Consider the following 16,393-nt stretch of genomic DNA (forward strand, 5'->3'; position numbering starts at 1 on the left):
CTCCTTGTCAGACCTTCGTTATAAAAGGCCTTTAAATCATTTAATTTACATATTGCCTGTTGTTTCTCTTCTTATGAATTCATCAATTCAAGAAACTCTTTATTATCCTTTGTTCCTTGCATTTTTTCAAGTAAAAACTGCATACTGTCCACAGAATTTAAACTGGACAGCAATTTTCTCAAGATCCAGACCCGGTTCAAAACGCTGGGTTCCAAGAGCAGTTCTTCCTTTCGGGTTCCGGACTTGTTCATGTCAATGGCCGGAAAAACTCTTTTGTCCGAAAGCTTTCTGTCCAGAACCAGCTCCATATTACCCGTACCCTTGAACTCTTCAAAGATAACCTCGTCCATTCTGGATCCCGTATCCACCAGAGCCGTGGCAATAATGGTCAGACTGCCCCCTTCCTCAATATTACGGGCTGCCCCGAAAAACCGCTTGGGCCGGTCCAGGGCATTGGAGTCCACACCACCGGACAAAATCTTGCCCGAAGGCGGCATCACCGAGTTATACGCCCTTGCAAGGCGGGTAATGGAATCTAATAAAATAACCACATCATGGCCCTGTTCCACAATTCTCTTGGCCTTTTCAATGACCATTTCCGCCACCTGGACATGGCGTTCCGACGGTTCGTCAAAGGTGGAAGAGATCACTTCCGCATCCACGGACCTTGCCATATCCGTGACTTCCTCGGGCCGCTCATCAATGAGAACGATCATGGGAACGATATTTTTATGGGCCTTGATCATGGAGTTGGCGATATTCTGCAGCAGCATGGTCTTACCAGCCTTGGGAGGCGAGACAATAAGCCCGCGCTGGCCAAACCCGATGGGGCACATCAGGTCAATCACCCGTGTGGAATAATTATCCGGTTCACACTCAAGATTCATCTTCCGATCCGGATACAAAGGCATGAGATTATCAAAAAGAATGGTTTCAGCCGCCATTTCAGGATTGAGAAAATTCACCGCCTCCACCTTGAGCAGGGCAAAATACCGCTCGGAATCCTTGGGCTGACGGACCTGGCCGGAAATGGTATCCCCGGTTCTCAGGTTAAACCGACGAATCTGGGAGGGAGAGACATAGATATCATCAGGCCCCGGCAGGTAATTATACCCGGGCGCCCTTAAAAATCCGAAACCGTCCGGAAGAATCTCAAGGGTTCCTTCCCCGTAAATCTGACCGCTTTCCTCAATATTTGCCTGGAGCAGGGCAAAAATCAGCTCTTGTTTTTTCAGACCGCCGATCCCCTGAATATTGTATTTTTTGGCAAGTTTGGTCAGCTCACTGATTTTCATCTTATTGAGTTCTACAAGATTCATTCAATCTCCTGGATTTTCTTCATCGGTTATATATTTAAAGTCAAAGATTGTTAAAGATATAGGATACCTTTTTTGATAGTCTGGAAGCCAAAACGGCCTGCGGGAAAAAAAGTAATGGATTTTGAAGCACTTTAGTACACAATGCTAAATAAAGCATTATGAATTTTTTGTCAAGCGCTCTTTTACCTCTTTTTCGTATAATACTGCTACAGCCCTGAAAACCGCCTCTTTATCCCCATGATTGAAGATCACATGGTCTGCCCGTTTCATTTTTTCTTCCTGGTCCATTTGAAGGGCCAGCATTTTTTTGGCATTGTCCGGATCCACATCATCCCGGGCCGAAATCCGTTTCACCAGTTGATCATCATCAGCAGCCACCACCAGGGTCAAATCAAAAAAATCTTCCATCCCAAGTTCGAACAGCAGGGGCACCTCAACCACGCAGACCCTCTGGCCCGACCGGGCCATGGCTTCCATCTGAACTGCCATTTCCAGGACAATGGCCGGATGAACAATGCTTTCCAGCTGCTTGCGCATCCCGGGCCTGTTCACCATTATGTTTCGCAGCCGTGCCCGGTCCAGGCTCAAATCCCCGGCCACCACATCAGTGCCGAACAAGGCAACCACCTTTTTATAGGCCTTTATTTCCGGTTCCACCACCTGCCTTGCAATCTGGTCGCAATCCAGGGTTTTCAGGCCCAATTTTTCAAACCCCTTGCGGGCCAGGCTTTTTCCCGATCCTGCAGATCCGGTTACCCCGATCTTAAACACCTGATTATCCATAGTCTCTTCCCCGTTTGTCCGGTCCGGCTGTCCTGCACCATATTTTAGATTAAAATACCCTGGCTGATTTTTCTTTCATTGTTCGGATCTGACACGCCTGTCATAGGATTTGACTTATAATACGTTGTTATGGTATTTTTCAACCCCGTTTTATTTAACAACCTTAACCAAAACAAAAGGAAACCAAACGTGGAAAGAACCTTATCCATTATTAAACCCGATGGGGTTGAAAAAAACATCATCGGTGAAGTGATCAAACACTTTGAATCCAACAACATCAAAATTGCGGCCATTAAAATGATCCAGTTGAGCAAACCCCAGGCCCAGGGATTTTATGCGGTTCACAAGGAACGCCCCTTTTTCGACAGCCTCACTGATTTCATGACCTCAGGCCCCATCGTGGTCATGGTGCTTGAAGGTGAAGATGTGATTGCCAGAAACAGAAAACTCATGGGCGCTACCAACTTTAAAGAAGCAGAAGAAGGCACCATCCGTAAAGATTATGCCACAGACATTGAAAAAAATGTGGTCCACGGATCTGATGCACCTGAAACTGCTGCCTTTGAAATCAGCTATTTTTTCAACGGCCTTGAAATCCAGGCCCGGTAAATCAGCCCTGCAGTAAAACCGGCCCCTTTATAGTAAGGGATGGCCGGACTGAACCCAAAAAAAGCCTTCTGGACTTATTCAGAAGGCTTTTTGATTTTACCCCCCCTTGCCCGGCTCAGGGAATCAGCAGTTCAAATCCGGTCACCTTGTCCAATTGCCTCACCCCTGTGGAATCTTCAAGCTCCTGGACAATCACCTCCATGACCTGCCAGACCTTTACCCCGCCCCGGATGCAGCCGGTCAGGGTTGAAAAACCTCTGCCGCAGGCCATGTGCATGTGAAGCACGGGTTCTCCTTTTTCATTGGGAAACAAGGTGCCCACACCAGCGGCTTCATGCACATTGTCAAGATCCCTTGTTTTGGGCACAATAAGATCTGCCCTGCCGTTTTCAGGCCCCGTGACCAGGGTGCTGCCCTTGTCAGCCCCGCCCAGGACAATCAACGAGGCCGCCCTAATCCCCTGGTCCCGTGCAAACTGCTCAATGGTTTCATGGACAATATCCCCGTCTTCCAGGCGGATCACAAAAACCCGGCCCAATTTTGCCTGTGAATATTTCATTAAATACCCTTTATTTGTTCAAAAATGATTATCTTCTTTGACTGATTCCCCCAAGATCCAGGGAGACAAAACAAAACCCCAGACGGGTCAACCCCTTTACCACCTGTTCTCGAATATGGGGGCTCACAAGTCTGGAAAAATCCTTGGGATCTGCCTGGATCCTGGCAAGACAATTATGATGACACCTCACCCGGAACTGTTTGAACCCAAGTTCTTCAAGCAAAGATTCGGCCGCTTCCACCATTTTCAGTGTTGCAGGGACAATGGGCTCCCCTGTGGGAATCCGCGTGGCAAGGCAGGACTGGGACGGCAAATCCCAGGTCACAAGCCCCAGAACCTTAGAACAGGCCCGGATCTCCTGCTTTGAAAAGCTTTCCTCGACCAGGGGGGCTTTAAATCCAAGCTCCCGGGCAGCACGAATCCCGGGTCTATCTTCGCCCAGATCATCCGTATTAATCCCGTGAACCAGGTGGTGAATCCCTTTTTTTCCGGCAATTTTCTCTATCATTGAAAACCCGTGACGCTTACAAAAATAACACCGCTGCCCGGTATTTTTTTGAACATCCTCATTTTCCAGGATATCCGTATCCAGACAAAGATGATCTGCCCCCATGTCCTGTGCCAGGTCTTTGGCCCCTTGCTTTTCTTTTTGGGTAAAAAATGAGGAGACCAGGGTAATGGCCAGTACCTCTGTGCCTGCGGCTTTTGCCGCAGCAAGGACAAAGGCGGAATCTGCCCCGCCTGAAAATGCCAGGACCATTCGCTGGTACCCCTGCAGCCGAGACTTAAGGCGTTCAAACTTTTTTCCAAGAACAACATCTTTTCCAAAATCAAGGGCCAATGCCCCCTTGATAGTGCTCATAAATTTCAAACTTTGTCTTTGCTCCGGTCAGGGCATCAATTTGTTCCTGATACGCCCTGCGCGTATCACTGATCAGCCACCTGGACCAGTCTTCCACACACTCCCACTTGGAAATGATCAGATATTCATCCGGCTGATCCGCACGTTTCATGGTTTCCGCCCCCAGATACCCCTTCTGGGTAACTGCCAGGGCCACAAGTTCCTGATACAGCTTTTCCAGAAGTTCTCCTTTGCCTGCCGTGACCCTGCGCCTGATCAAAACCGTAACAGCCATGTTCACCTCCTGGTTAATGGGTTTACTGCCTTCTACCATATTACCCTGACACTTGCCAAATTTTCAATCAATATAATTCTTGACTTTTCCAACCCCTTTAGTGTATAAACCCTGACGTTGATTCTGCTGGCTGATCGTCCAATGGCAGGACTACGGACTCTGACTCCGTCAATTAAGGTTCGAATCCTTATCAGCCAGCCACTTCAACAAAGAGGCTTTGAAGTGTTTTCACTTGAAGGCCTTTTTTGTTTCCATCTCAAATTTCCACCATTTTTCCACCACTTTGAAGATTCTATTAGCCAATTTCATGTTCAAAGATCCTTTTTAATCGCGTATAAAACTTGGTATGCAAAAATTAAGATCCGGGGAGGAAGGGGAGGGCTAAAATCACCATGGCTTTTTAACCACCTACCTGATGGACAGGCTTTTTCTCTCTATATCGGTCAATTGGAACTATGAGTATCCCTATTCACCGTCGATAAAAATGATCTTTTCTAAGGGTTTCCCTGATTGACACCACCCTTCGTCAGTGCTTTGTTGAACCATGGACTGTGAATTCCGCAGAATATACATCAGTTCTTTGAAACAAAACGGCCACGACCCTTTGAATGATTCGGTTGTCGCTTTGCAGTGGTGCGCCCACCCGGGGAATAAGCGGTATGGCCAGGATAATGTTTTGGGGCCTTTGCACCTGTATACAGGCGGCTTTATTGTGATGGAGTTGGAGGGGAGGGGTGTCCTGTTTTTGGTACGGGGCCGGATAAAGTTTCTTCTTGCAATCCGGGCTGTGGGCAGGATAAATCCCAGGTGTCCAATTACCCACCCCAGGGTAATTAATCCTACCAGTAAGAATCCTCCTTAAAGTATGAGAAAATCTCGCAATAGCCTGTACCTGGATTGTCCCCTGTCAGGACATTTAAATGGGGTTCAGATCCTGTTTAAAAGTGAGGATTCTCACCTTTAACGGAACTTAGTCCCATTCTTTTAAATTAATTTTCTTTAAGAAATTTAAGAACTTTTTCAATTTACAAAACCACTCCCCGGGTGGTATGCCGGGATATCTTAAAATCTTGTTTCTATAGGCTATCATGAAAAAACTGATCATTCTGTTTTTGTTTTTATTATATGTCCCCTTATACGCTACCGGCCAACAAGATCTATCAGATGCCACAGCAAATTTTTATAAATCTGAAAGCATCACAGACAAAATAAAACGGAAAATTTCTCCTAAAAAATACTGGAAAGCGGTTATCAATGATTATGAAATAATAACTTCCGAAATATCAGCAAGCATCAAGGAAATAAAGTTAGAATTAGAAAAACTTAGGATGACAAAAGACATTGAAATGAGGCAGGCGATATTGTTTGCCAAGTCTATAGGAGAAGATCCAAAACAGGCAAGAATAGATTTCCTTGAGACATACAAAGAAGATATTGAGTTCAATATTCAGTTTATTAGAGATGAAATTGAATATTACAGATTGTGTCGCTCGTATTTAATGGTGGCAAAAAACGAATTATCAAAACTTGAATAAGAGGTATAATGAAACGGTTTATATTAACCCTGTCTATTTGGTTTTGTGGACATATTATTTTATCTATCATATCAGTGGCACTCTTTGGGGACGTGGATCTTTTTTTGTAAATATTATCAATTTCCCAATCGCTTTATATGTATTTCACCGTCTTGGAAAAGAAAAACCTAAAGACCAATTTCCAAAATATCAATAAGTAGGGCAAAGCGTTGAATGGTTAAATTCATTCGAATCGCCATTTACAAAAACCCTCCCCGGGTGGTATGCCAGTTATATCTTTTATTTTTTTGGAGGCTGTCGTGAAAAAAGCCGCTCTTATAATTTCTCTGTTAATATTTGTTTTTACCTCCATTTGCCATACCACGCAAACTGAGCCAGGGATTAAAAAACTTTATATGGTCGGTGAATATAGTAGATGGCAAGGCATATTTCAGAAACATCACCTACCACGCCCATGAAATTATGCCTAAGAAGCAGCCTAAGCCTATGCCAATAAAATCACAACCTCAAAAAATAGATTACAATGAATATCAAGCCTCAAAAAAGAGAAAGGCTGTTGCTGATAGAATACGATCTTTCGATGGATGCTTATTAAACTTACAGCAAGCCCGTGTCCGTTCAGAAAGCAAATATGATTTTTGTGAAGGATTGGTTAAAAATATTTCCGGTAAAACATTAAATAATGTTGTGGCTGTTGTCACTTTCTTTGGAGTGAATGGTAAATATCTACAATCAGAAAGTGCAATGCTCACTTATAAAAATTTAGCACCTGGTCAAACATCCCCATTTAAAGTAATCGCAAGAAACAGGTACCGAGTCACAAAAGCTGATGTAGAATTTAAGACCATCAGAGGGGAGTATCTAAAAAGTTGCCAGTAGGCCTTTGAAGGATACTATTAATGCCCACCCTACCCAAAATTATATTCGGACTTACTAATACAAATAAAAATACCAGAGTAACGGTCTGATTCTCCATCATAGCTTAAGAGGATTAAAATTTCCCAAAAATTGAGGAAGGTGTCAAGAGGTTCATTTTTTGAAAAAATCTTCAAATACTTTCCGCGCTGTATAAAGAAAAAAGAAGAATATCAAAACATACCCAGCGACCTTTTCCCAACCAACCGCATCTGAATACTGCCCCTGGGCCATATCGCTTGCATATTCTCCAAAATGATCGCCTGCATACCCGTTGATGGCCATTCCACACAGAATAATGATGCCTAAGAATAAAAAGACGCTTTTGATATCTATTCTCATGACAACCTCCAGAGAAAATAAAAAGATATTTCCGAAATACCACCATGAAAAAGGTTTGTAAACAGCTAACTTTCTAAAATTTCAAGGAATATAGTAATCTGACATGATAGGTGCTGATAGATTAAAATTATCTCAAACCGTAATAAATCGTAACCTATCATGAGATCCGTTTCCTAAATCCATTCAACGCAGACCGCTTTTTCCCAGCCTTTGTTTTCGGTCCGGTACTTGGGCCGCCATGAAGTCGGCAGCGGCCATTTTCGTACAAATCTTTGCGTTTGCAGGGCGTCCCGGCCCGGATCTTTGCCCCTCAGTATTCCCGTTTTAGAAATTCTTCCCAGGTAAGCTTCATTATGTTCTCCAAAGTATAGTTTTGTCAGGTTCTCATGGGGTTTGCAGTCTCAGCGCCAAATTTGATGGGTTTCAAACTCAACTTTTCTGGTTCATCAGAAAATCGCGTACCTGGACTGAGAAACATCACTGGGAAGGCAATAACACAGTAAGGATTTTTATGCTTGAAATGATGGTGTGAACATGATCATGTTCTAATTTTTTTGTGTTATTCGCACAAAATCGGAGAATGAATTAATGTCCACAAGCTTCATATACCATGCCTTTGGCCTTCGTGACTACTTTTATAAAACAACGCGTTTCATCGGTGGAATAATCACTTTTGAACTCATACCAAAACCGGAGGCGGTAAAATGCCCGGAATGTAATTCCAGGTCCGTCACCAGGAAAGGGATTGTGACAAGAGATCTCAGAACAATACCGGTAGGTTCAAAACCCGTGATTCTCAGGACGGCTATCCAGAGAATTTGGTGTTCGTTCTGTCAATTTGTCCGGCAAATCAAACTATCCTTTGCCCAGGAGGGGAAAAGCTATACCCGGGCTTTTGAACGGTATGTCTTGGAGTTGTCTCAGTTCATGACAATCAAAGATATTGCCATCCATTTAAGGATCAGCTGGGATACGATAAAGCAGATCCAGAAAGAAGACCTGCTGAGGCGTTATCGAAATATCCCCCTTGAGAAAGTCCGGCAGATTGCCATAGATGAAATTTCCATAGGGAAAGGGCATAAATACTTGACCATCGTGATGGATCTGGAATCCGGTAGAATTCTGCACGTGGGAGAAGGAAAAGGTGGTGAAGCTTTGAAATCTTTTTGGACAAAAGTGAAAATATCGAAAGCAAAAATCAAAGCCGTCAGCATCGATATGTCCCCGGCATACTTGAGTGCTGTTATTGAAAATCTTTCTGGTTCAGCAATTGTCTTTGACAGATTTCATGTTGTTAAATTGTTCAATGAGAAACTGTCGGATTTCAGGCGAAAGCTCTACAACCTTCTTGCCAATACCGGGCAACAAAAACTTCTGAAGGGAGTCCGGTGGCTTTTGTTAAAAAATCCCGAAAACCTCAGTGATGACAAGAAGGAGGCCCAACGGTTAGAAGAAGCATTGAAAATAAATCAGCCGCTATTGGTAGTCTACTACATGAAAGAGGAACTCAGGCAAATATGGAATCAAAAGAAAAAAGAAACAGCTGAAAAGATAGTCAGCAATTGGATCAATCTGGCCAATATTTCCAAAATTCCAATGTTGATGAAATTTGCCAAGACCTTGGCTGTGCACAGGCAAAGAATCCTTTCATACTATGATTACAGGATATCTACAGGTCCTTTAGAAGGGACAAATAACAAGATAAAAACCATGAAACGGAAAGCTTATGGATACAGGGATTCGGAGTTTTTCAGGTTGAAACTTTTGGACCTTCACAATAAAAGGTACGCATTAATCGGATGAACCACTTTTCTCAACCTCTCATGGGGTTTGTGCAAGGCCAGCCACCACAATCTTGGTTCGAGGTGTCAAACAGCGCCCAAGTTTGACACCAATCAGCATGAAATTGACCCCATCTATAATTTGTTAGACACGTAGCGGTTTGATCAAAAAGTTCTTTATTAATAGATGCCTTGCCTTTTAAGGCTCAACCATGTTTTTTGTTAAGGGGGGGGCAAAGTTGGGCGCTGACAAGGGGCAATATTCAATGCGGTTTGATATGGAAATTAATTGGTTTTGAAATATAAGGCATTTTAGTATATTCTATTTTAAAATTTCACAGATACAATTTGAATTGTGCTTAAGGCGAATGGAGAAAAGTTAAATTGACTCAAACCTATCAAAGCGCCAAGGAACGATATGCCTTTGCGGCCTGGGTGCTTCTCCTGGCCCTATTAATCATAGCAGCAATTTTGGTGGTTGAATGGACCGAGAATAAACGGTTTGTTGAAAACCAGCGTCAATTAGTTGTTAAACAGCTCAGTACGATTCGCGCACGGCTGGAAGGCGAGCTGAATATTGAGTTGTTATCGGCCCGGAGCATCATTGTGGATGTTGAAACAAACACAGACATCACAGAAGACAGATTCCGTAAAATCGCCCGGAACTTTATGAAGGCATCAAAACACATAAAAAACATCGGGCTGGCCAAAGGGACCGTATTAACCTATGTCTACCCTAAAAAGGGAAACGAAAAAGCCATTGGGCTGGATTATAAAAAACTGACCCGCCAATGGCCGGCGGTCCAGCGGGTCATCAAGAGCGACAAAACGGTTGTGGCAGGTCCCTTGAATCTTGTCCAGGGCGGATTGGCCATTATCGGCCGTACCCCGATATTTACCGGCAAAAAAGAGTCAGGGTCAGATGATGTATCAGGAGAGTACTTTGGCTTATTATCCGTTGTCATTAACCTGCCAAGCCTGCTTGAAGCAGCTGGATTGGAAAAAAAAGACTCCCAGCTGGCAATATCAATCCGGGGCAAGGATGGCCTGGGCAGTCAGGGTGAGTTTTTTTACGGTTCTGAATCTATCTTTAAGGACAATCCCGTATCAATGGAGGTCACCCTGCCCGGAGGTCACTGGCAGATGGCCGCAACCCCGGTGAACGGGTGGCAGATCAAATCTCCCCGGGTGAATTATTATCGTCTGTCAGCAATGGCTGTCGGGTTTATCATTTTCTCCTTGTTATTTATCCAGCACAATGAGGTGGTCAGGCGCAAGGCTGTGGAAAAGGCCATTGCTGAAAAAGAAAAATTTTTAAGCTCGCTGCTCAGTGCAATTCCTGTCCCTGTTTTTTATAAAGACCGTGCTGGTATCTACCAGGGGTTCAATGATGCCTATGAAACTTTTTTTGGGAAACCCAAGGATCAATTGATCGGAAAAAGCGTATTTGACATCAATCCAAAAGAGCTTGCCCAGATTTACCATGCCAAGGATACAAAACTCTTTGAGTCCGGAGGCGTCCAACACTATGAATCAAAGGTAAAAAATGCCAAAAATAAAGTGCGGGATGTGATTTTTGACAAGTCTGTTTACACGGACAACCAAGACAAGGTTCTCGGCTTGATCGGAACAATATTGGATATCACCGACCGCAAGCAAATGGAAAAAGCCCTGAGACAAAGTGAAGAACGGTTCCGGGAGATGGCCGATCTTCTGCCCGGAGCCATTGTAGAAATAGATGTTAATTTCAACGTCACCTATGTGAATCAGCAAGGGTTAAAATTGTTCCATTATAATGATGAGGATTATAAAAAAGGCCTAAATGGTCTGGACTTCATTCATCCTGAGGACAAAGAAAGAGCCTTGAACAGAGTTGCACAAAGGTCAACCCAGAAGACACTCCCACCGACAGAGTATCGAATGATAACCAAAGACGGGCAAACCTGCTGGGTATTTTTCAACGCCTCTGCAATTTACAAGGCAGATAAGATCATTGGTTTTCGAATGGTCTTAACCGACATTAGGGAACGTAAAAAAATAGAAAAAGAACGGGAAAAGCTGATTGATGAATTACAAAACGCCTTGGCAGAGATAAAAACCCTGAGGGGAATTGTTCCAATCTGCTCACATTGTAAAAAAATTCGGGATGATGAGGGATATTGGAACATTTTAGAATCCTATATTCAAAAACACTCCGAAGCCTCATTCAGCCACAGCCTCTGCCCTGATTGTTCGGACAAGCTGTATGGAAAGGAAGATTGGTACAAAAAGATGAAAGAAAAGGGTTCTCCCCCGGATTACTAGCCATCCCCCCAGGTATGCCCATGGAAACAAAGGACGTAAAAAAGACCAAAGATTTCATTGACAATGCCGTAAAATTCAATAAGATATCACCCAAGTTAAAGCCAAACCTGTTGTGAGGCAGGGACGGAAAGCCACGGGTCTTAAGGACCAAGACAGCCGGGTTGCAGTCAAAGCGGTTAAATTTTCGCAAGGATCAGCCCTAATTTCAGGTTTTCTTGATCCCCCCTGAATTGCAATTTAAGTGTGAGACCATAAAAGATATGGAGATAAACTCGGATGGTGCAGCAAAACATCAGGGCAGAAAAAGATCATGGCCGGCCTTATTGCTTTAATGGCAGAAAGGGTTCAGGGGCCAGGACAACGATTGGATGATCCTGAACCTTGCAAATAAAAACTTGACTGACACGGGTTTTCCCCTTCCACGAATGTGTGAAAACCAAATGACAAAAGGACGGTTCCGGCACATGGGCAGAGCAGAAAAAAAGCTGCCAATTCAAATGGTTAACAAATATTTATCTATTTGCTTGACTCTTTGAAAAAACCCATTAAGATAATCCAGACGGTCCATAACAAAACCCAAATAAAAGGCACCCATTTTGACCTGTACCAAAACCACACTCATCGAAAAGATTTCAGACAAATTCAATGAAAAACCGGCACAAGCCAAAGAGACCATCGAAACCCTCATTGAAATCATCAAATCCAGCCTGGCATCAGGGGAAGACATCATGATTTCCGGGTTTGGAAAATTCCAGGTGATTGAAAAAGCCCCCCGAAAAGGCAGAAATCCGGCCACGGGAAATTCAATGCTGCTTGACAAACGGCGGGTGGTCACCTTTAAATGTACGGGCAAACTCAAAGACAGGATGAATAATATCCCCAATTAAATATGGGAAATCCACCCTTTGCCCCAAAAGAAGCGGGCCTTAAAATCCCCTTTGAGCAATTGAGCAAAGACGCTCTTTGGGCCCTGGTTGAAGAATTTGTCACCCGTGACGGAACAGATTACGGGGAGATAGAGGTCCCTGTTCAGACAAAGATCAAAAGGGTTCTTGCCCAGCTTGAATCCGGCAGTGCTACTATTGTATTTGATCAGGTATCCGAGACCTGCACCATTCTCAGCACCAACCACCCGGGTGTGAAAAATCTGTAATACCGAATCGTCAAAAACGGCTGGGTGTATTAAAGACAAAAAAAATCCCGGGCTGAAATACTGCCCCGGGATTTTTTTTATGGCCGAATTAAGGGGTGAGGGCTAATCAAACAAACTTTTGAAAACACTTCTGACACCCTGTTTGACCTCGTCAATGGTGGCATCTTTTGTTTCCTGCCTGGCAGCCTGTCCCACATCTTTTGCATCCTGGCCAACCCCGTAATCATTTGAGGGCTGAGACGGTGTTGACGGCTGGGCATAGCTTTCTGTCTGGGCCGGCGGGACAGCCCCGGCCATGGGAGATTTACCCTCCACAAGATTTTTGACCATCTCTTGTGCCTGCTCTTTCATCATCTGGTCTGCCACAGGATCATACTCAAACTCAATTCCCGGAGGCAGGTTGAACTTGGACGATAAAACACTGCCCGTGGACAGGTTGACTGCCTCCTGGAAAATCTTGATGCCCATGGTATCTCCCTGGATTTTCAAGGGCAGTGCGCTCCCGCTGATATTATAGGCGGTGGTGCCCATGACCGTGACTTTATCGCAGTCATATCCCAGGATATTAACAGCATTTTTTTCTACAGTTCCGTTCAGGTCTTCAATGGTTGAAATCCCCATTGCTTCTGAATTTTTAACCAGTTTTTTCTGATCGCTTGAAGAAAGTTTATTATACTCTTCTTTCATGAATTTGTTCATATTGGTCTGTTTGGTGCCGGTTTTTTCAATGAGATCGGCAGAATAGACCCAGTCCGGGGTGGTGATAATGATCTCTTTTTGGTCCTGACTCATGCCGAACACCTTCATGGTCACAGTGGAATATTCAGCACTTGTCCTGCCGTAATCCTTGACATAAAGGGTTTTTTCTCCTTTCATGCTTCCGGCCACCTTGTATTTGACTGTGGCGGATTTAAAGGGAAGTTTTCTGTCCCAGGGATTTTCTGCGGCAGCGGCAGACGCGGCAAACATTAACAGGATCATAAAAGGCCAAATTTTTTTCATTTTCTTTTTTCCTTTACAAAAGTTTGGGTGGATGCATTTTAAGAACCGGTCTTATTTGTATATGCCAGAACACAACTATTATCAATACAAAATCTTTGAACATCCTTGGCAAGCCCCTGTTCAACCGGACCGGGGGGGGCAACGAAGATACAGAACAACACCCAACAAAATCAAAGGAATTTAGGCACGGCCATGGCGATTCCCTTTTTCTCCAGGGTCATCAGGGACGAACTGCCGTGGGCGATAAGCTCGCCCTTCTCGTCTATCACCCGGGCCTGGGCATAGGAAATGGTTTTGCCCGGACGCATGCAGCTTCCCTCGGCCCTCAGCCGCCCTGAAACAACGGATTTAAGATAGTTAAGTTTTAAATCCACATTCACAAGGCCTGCATCCTGGGGCAGGCGCATGAATCCCGCCCAAAAGGTGGCCGTATCAATGAGGGTGGCGATCACACCGCCGTGGACAATGCCGTAGGGCTGAAGATGACAGCGGTCAAGTTCCATGGCAATGACAGCCTCATCAATATCTATCTGTGCAAGTGACATCTTCATGTGATGGGGATAGGGGCTGGTATTCACCATTTTTTTCAAGGCCAGGACATACTCCGGATTAATCTTGTTCATGGATTTCCTTGTAGATAAAATTTAAAAATCATCCCCGGGCAAATGTGTTCATCGAAAAATCTGTTATTTACACGAGGCCTGACAATTATTCCAGGGGGTCCACCCGGCAGGGGACAAACCGGTGAATGGGGGTGCCAATGGGGTCCCTGTGGGTATTTAAGGTCAGACGGTTCACATTGATCCCGTGAACCTTTCCCTGGTAGTTAAGGCCGAACCCGTGGGGAATCAGGACCATGCCCCTGGCCACCTGGTCTGTGACCTGGATCTGGCCTTGTTCACTGCCGGCTGCCGTAGTGATTCTGGCATCACATCCGTCCTCAAGGCCAAGGGCCTCGGCATCCTCAACGCTGACCGCAATGGTGCAGTCTCTTTTGCCCTTATTCCATTCAGGATTTCGCATCAGGGTGTTCATGGTATATTTTGAATGACGGCCGGCATTGAGAACCAGGGGAAATTCCTTGGGCATTTTAAGATCCACGGCTTCGTCTTCCGGGTTGAGATCCCTTGCCTGGTCTGCCAGTTCAGGGATATAAATCTCAAGTTTTCCCGACGGGGTCTTGATCTGGCCCATGGGGTTGTCTGTATCTGCCCTGCCCACCCATAGGCCCTGGGGAGAATTGACCAGGGCTTCAAAAATCTGGTCCCCCTGGAAAATGTCCGGTTCAAACCCGGCCCTTGCCCCATGGGCTTTAAATTGTTCAGGCGCTGTCATGAGCATGCCCCATAGCCCTGCCTTGGCTGCGCTGTCCCATTCTTTGCCCAGGGTTTTGGCAAGGATAAAGGGCATGGTTTTCAATGCCCTGGGCTCTTTGGCCGCCCAGGTCATGAGCGCTCCTGCAAAGGCCGTGCGGTCTTTTTTTGCAGCCTTGATCAGGGACGGGAGAATTTTAGGCAAAAGGCCCAGAGCATGGGCACGGCCGGTATGAATCTGGAAGGCCTCCAGGCATTGTCCGGGCACCGGGACCACAGGGGATCTTAACTGCAGGTATATTTCAGGATAGGTCCAGGGGAAAAAAGTGGTATCCCAGGATTCGTAAAAGGATCTGCATGGCAGGACATAATGCGCCAAACGGGCGGTTTCACTCATCACAATATCATTGACCACCAGAAGATCCAGGCGGGCAAAGGCCTTTTCATAGGCAGAGGTGTCAGGGTAGGCCCGCAAGGGATTGCAGGCAGAAACATAGACCGCCCGAAGCCGCCGGGGATGATCAGACATGATCTCTTCGGGCATGACAGCCGGGGGGAATGCCCCTGCAGCTGCCGGGGGCATCCGGGTGACCAGGGTTTTCCATACCTTGGAACTTCGTTCATCCGCATGAAATCCCATGGGCATAACCATGCCGGGAATATAATTTCCCCCGGGGGTCTGGAACCTGCCACACACCGCTCCGAGAATATAGAGCAGATAAGAGTTTAAGGTGGAATGCCTGCCCATATAAATCCCCAAATCCTGGTGATAACTCCATTTTTGGGTAATCATGAGCCGGCAAAGTGCTTCCACCTGATCATAGTTCAGACAACAAACCTCAAGGGCCTTTTTAACATCAAAGCCTTTAAACCAGGGTGCCACCTTGTCCCAGCCCTTAACGCAGGTCTCTAAAAAGGCCTGGTTTTCCCCTTTTTTTTCAAGGATAAGGCAGATCATGGACTTGATGAGCAGGGCATCGGTGCCCGGTTTTAATGCTATATGAATATCGGCAATGCTTGCGGTTTCACTCTTTCGAGGATCAATGGAGACAAGGACTTTTAAAGGGTCTTTTGCAATGGCTGAAAGCACCTTGGGCGCCCTGGGCATCTGGTGACTCTCCATCCCGTTCCAGCCCCAGGCCACAAGCATCTGGGTATTTTTCTCATCAGGCCCGGAGATATTGTACTGCTTTCCCATGACCCTGCCGGTGACCCACCAATGGCCTGAAAATTCCTGGCCTGCGGATGAATAATAGTATTGAGATCCCATGCCCCTCAGCAGACTTAAGCCGAATCCCGCCTCCATATGGCCGCCCTGGGAACTGCCCCCCATATAGGCCAGGGACCTTGGGCTAAACTCGCCTACTATGGATTTCATCTTAAGGCTGATCTCTTCAAAGGCCTGGTCCCAGGAGATGGGCACAAATCTTCCATCCACCTTTTTCAAAGGAGAGGTGATCCGGTCTGCCGGATATTGGTGATAGACAAGGTTCAACCCCTTGCGGCAGGCATATCCTTTTGATCTTGGATTGTCCCGGTCCGGTTTTACCCGGGTGATTTTGTCCTCATCCACATAGACTTTGAGCCCGCAGTTCTGGGCGCAGAGCACGCATCCTGTTGTTTTCCACTCTCCCATATCCTT

General features: G+C 45.5%; 16 protein-coding genes, 1 tRNA gene and 1 riboswitch. Of the genes, 8 read left to right on the forward strand and 9 right to left on the reverse strand.

Annotation, left to right across the window (positions count from 1 at the left end):
* Positions 1 to 71: 71 nt before the first annotated feature.
* Together rho and HUN05_18510 are read right to left on the reverse strand one after the other, a co-directional pair.
* A complete protein-coding gene (gene rho, locus HUN05_18505) occupies positions 72 to 1,319 on the reverse strand; it encodes a transcription termination factor Rho (protein WDP86871.1) in 1,248 nt (415 codons plus the stop codon).
* Between the two features lie 156 nt (positions 1,320 to 1,475).
* A complete protein-coding gene (locus tag HUN05_18510) occupies positions 1,476 to 2,090 on the reverse strand; it encodes a dephospho-CoA kinase (GenBank protein WDP88133.1) in 615 nt (204 codons plus the stop codon).
* A gap of 141 nt (positions 2,091 to 2,231) precedes the next feature.
* Here HUN05_18510 and ndk point away from each other — a divergent pair, with 141 nt between their 5' ends.
* Positions 2,232 to 2,711 carry a nucleoside-diphosphate kinase gene (ndk, locus tag HUN05_18515; GenBank protein ID WDP86872.1) on the forward strand — a complete coding sequence of 160 codons (480 nt, stop codon included), beginning with the start codon at positions 2,232 to 2,234 and terminating at the stop codon, positions 2,709 to 2,711.
* Positions 2,712 to 2,826: 115 nt separating this feature from the next.
* Here ndk and HUN05_18520 read toward each other — a convergent pair whose 3' ends face one another.
* Genes HUN05_18520 through HUN05_18530 form a run of 3 tightly spaced genes read right to left on the reverse strand, consistent with a single transcriptional unit; the run spans position 2,827 to position 4,406 of the window.
* Positions 2,827 to 3,270 (reverse strand): DNA-binding protein, encoded by a 444-nt coding sequence (locus tag HUN05_18520; protein WDP86873.1) that lies wholly within the window; start codon positions 3,268 to 3,270, stop codon positions 2,827 to 2,829.
* A 28-nt stretch (positions 3,271 to 3,298) separates the two neighbouring features.
* On the reverse strand, positions 3,299 to 4,132 hold the full coding sequence (gene larE / locus HUN05_18525) for an ATP-dependent sacrificial sulfur transferase LarE (protein WDP86874.1): 834 nt from the start codon (positions 4,130 to 4,132) through the stop codon (positions 3,299 to 3,301).
* Positions 4,101 to 4,406, reverse strand: coding sequence for an antibiotic biosynthesis monooxygenase (locus tag HUN05_18530; protein ID WDP88134.1), 306 nt, complete (start codon positions 4,404 to 4,406; stop codon positions 4,101 to 4,103). The genes larE and HUN05_18530 overlap by 32 nt, the downstream gene beginning before the upstream one ends.
* A gap of 127 nt (positions 4,407 to 4,533) precedes the next feature.
* Here HUN05_18530 and HUN05_18535 point away from each other — a divergent pair.
* From HUN05_18535 to HUN05_18545, 3 genes are all read left to right on the forward strand, one after another.
* Positions 4,534 to 4,607, forward strand: a tRNA-Gln gene (locus HUN05_18535).
* 887 nt (positions 4,608 to 5,494) lie between these two features.
* Complete coding sequence (locus HUN05_18540; protein ID WDP86875.1) at positions 5,495 to 5,941, forward strand: hypothetical protein; 447 nt, start codon at positions 5,495 to 5,497, stop codon at positions 5,939 to 5,941.
* Positions 5,942 to 6,403: 462 nt separating this feature from the next.
* Positions 6,404 to 6,820: a hypothetical protein gene (locus HUN05_18545; GenBank protein ID WDP86876.1), complete on the forward strand. Its 417-nt coding sequence runs from the start codon at positions 6,404 to 6,406 to the stop codon at positions 6,818 to 6,820.
* A 150-nt stretch (positions 6,821 to 6,970) separates the two neighbouring features.
* On the opposite strand, the gene HUN05_18550 is transcribed toward HUN05_18545, so the two are convergent.
* Positions 6,971 to 7,198, reverse strand: coding sequence for a hypothetical protein (locus HUN05_18550; protein WDP86877.1), 228 nt, complete (start codon positions 7,196 to 7,198; stop codon positions 6,971 to 6,973).
* Between the two features lie 588 nt (positions 7,199 to 7,786).
* On the opposite strand from HUN05_18550, the gene HUN05_18555 reads away from it, so the two are divergent.
* The 4 genes from HUN05_18555 (at position 7,787) to HUN05_18570 (ending at position 12,436) form a co-directional block, all read left to right on the forward strand.
* The gene (locus HUN05_18555; GenBank protein ID WDP86878.1) at positions 7,787 to 9,001 is read left to right on the forward strand and encodes an ISL3 family transposase; all 1,215 of its coding nucleotides are present in this window, start codon (positions 7,787 to 7,789) and stop codon (positions 8,999 to 9,001) included.
* A gap of 362 nt (positions 9,002 to 9,363) precedes the next feature.
* Complete coding sequence (locus HUN05_18560) at positions 9,364 to 11,283, forward strand: PAS domain S-box protein (protein ID WDP86879.1); 1,920 nt, start codon at positions 9,364 to 9,366, stop codon at positions 11,281 to 11,283.
* A 90-nt stretch (positions 11,284 to 11,373) separates the two neighbouring features.
* Positions 11,374 to 11,452, forward strand: a riboswitch (cyclic di-GMP riboswitch).
* Positions 11,453 to 11,879: 427 nt separating this feature from the next.
* Positions 11,880 to 12,170, forward strand: a complete 291-nt coding sequence (locus tag HUN05_18565; protein WDP86880.1) for an integration host factor subunit alpha — start codon at positions 11,880 to 11,882, stop codon at positions 12,168 to 12,170.
* A 2-nt stretch (positions 12,171 to 12,172) separates the two neighbouring features.
* Positions 12,173 to 12,436, forward strand: a complete 264-nt coding sequence (locus HUN05_18570; protein ID WDP86881.1) for a YheU family protein — start codon at positions 12,173 to 12,175, stop codon at positions 12,434 to 12,436.
* A 102-nt stretch (positions 12,437 to 12,538) separates the two neighbouring features.
* Here HUN05_18570 and HUN05_18575 read toward each other — a convergent pair whose 3' ends face one another.
* From HUN05_18575 to HUN05_18585, 3 genes are all read right to left on the reverse strand, one after another.
* On the reverse strand, positions 12,539 to 13,438 hold the full coding sequence (locus tag HUN05_18575; GenBank protein WDP86882.1) for a hypothetical protein: 900 nt from the start codon (positions 13,436 to 13,438) through the stop codon (positions 12,539 to 12,541).
* A 170-nt stretch (positions 13,439 to 13,608) separates the two neighbouring features.
* Positions 13,609 to 14,061: a PaaI family thioesterase gene (locus tag HUN05_18580; protein ID WDP86883.1), complete on the reverse strand. Its 453-nt coding sequence runs from the start codon at positions 14,059 to 14,061 to the stop codon at positions 13,609 to 13,611.
* An 85-nt stretch (positions 14,062 to 14,146) separates the two neighbouring features.
* Entirely contained in the window at positions 14,147 to 16,387 is a 2,241-nt protein-coding gene (locus HUN05_18585; GenBank protein ID WDP86884.1) for a molybdopterin-dependent oxidoreductase, read from the reverse strand.
* Positions 16,388 to 16,393 lie beyond the last annotated feature (6 nt).

Source organism: Desulfobacter sp., from assembly GCA_028768545.1.
Taxonomy (GTDB): Bacteria; Desulfobacterota; Desulfobacteria; order Desulfobacterales; family Desulfobacteraceae; genus Desulfobacter.

Excerpts from the sequence above, each read along its gene's own strand:
- rho (WDP86871.1), bottom strand. The coding sequence starts at position 1,319 with ATGAATCTTGTAGAACTCAATAAGATGAAAATCAGTGAGCTGACCAAA.
- ndk (WDP86872.1), top strand. The coding sequence starts at position 2,232 with ATGGTATTTTTCAACCCCGTTTTATTTAACAACCTTAACCAAAACAAA.
- HUN05_18520 (WDP86873.1), bottom strand. The coding sequence starts at position 3,270 with ATGAAATATTCACAGGCAAAATTGGGCCGGGTTTTTGTGATCCGCCTG.
- larE (WDP86874.1), bottom strand. The coding sequence starts at position 4,132 with ATGAGCACTATCAAGGGGGCATTGGCCCTTGATTTTGGAAAAGATGTT.
- HUN05_18530 (WDP88134.1), bottom strand. The coding sequence starts at position 4,406 with ATGGCTGTTACGGTTTTGATCAGGCGCAGGGTCACGGCAGGCAAAGGA.
- HUN05_18540 (WDP86875.1), top strand. The coding sequence starts at position 5,495 with ATGAAAAAACTGATCATTCTGTTTTTGTTTTTATTATATGTCCCCTTA.
- HUN05_18545 (WDP86876.1), top strand. The coding sequence starts at position 6,404 with ATGCCTAAGAAGCAGCCTAAGCCTATGCCAATAAAATCACAACCTCAA.
- HUN05_18550 (WDP86877.1), bottom strand. The coding sequence starts at position 7,198 with ATGAGAATAGATATCAAAAGCGTCTTTTTATTCTTAGGCATCATTATT.
- HUN05_18555 (WDP86878.1), top strand. The coding sequence starts at position 7,787 with ATGTCCACAAGCTTCATATACCATGCCTTTGGCCTTCGTGACTACTTT.
- HUN05_18570 (WDP86881.1), top strand. The coding sequence starts at position 12,173 with ATGGGAAATCCACCCTTTGCCCCAAAAGAAGCGGGCCTTAAAATCCCC.
- HUN05_18575 (WDP86882.1), bottom strand. The coding sequence starts at position 13,438 with ATGAAAAAAATTTGGCCTTTTATGATCCTGTTAATGTTTGCCGCGTCT.
- HUN05_18580 (WDP86883.1), bottom strand. The coding sequence starts at position 14,061 with ATGAACAAGATTAATCCGGAGTATGTCCTGGCCTTGAAAAAAATGGTG.
- HUN05_18585 (WDP86884.1), bottom strand. The coding sequence starts at position 16,387 with ATGGGAGAGTGGAAAACAACAGGATGCGTGCTCTGCGCCCAGAACTGC.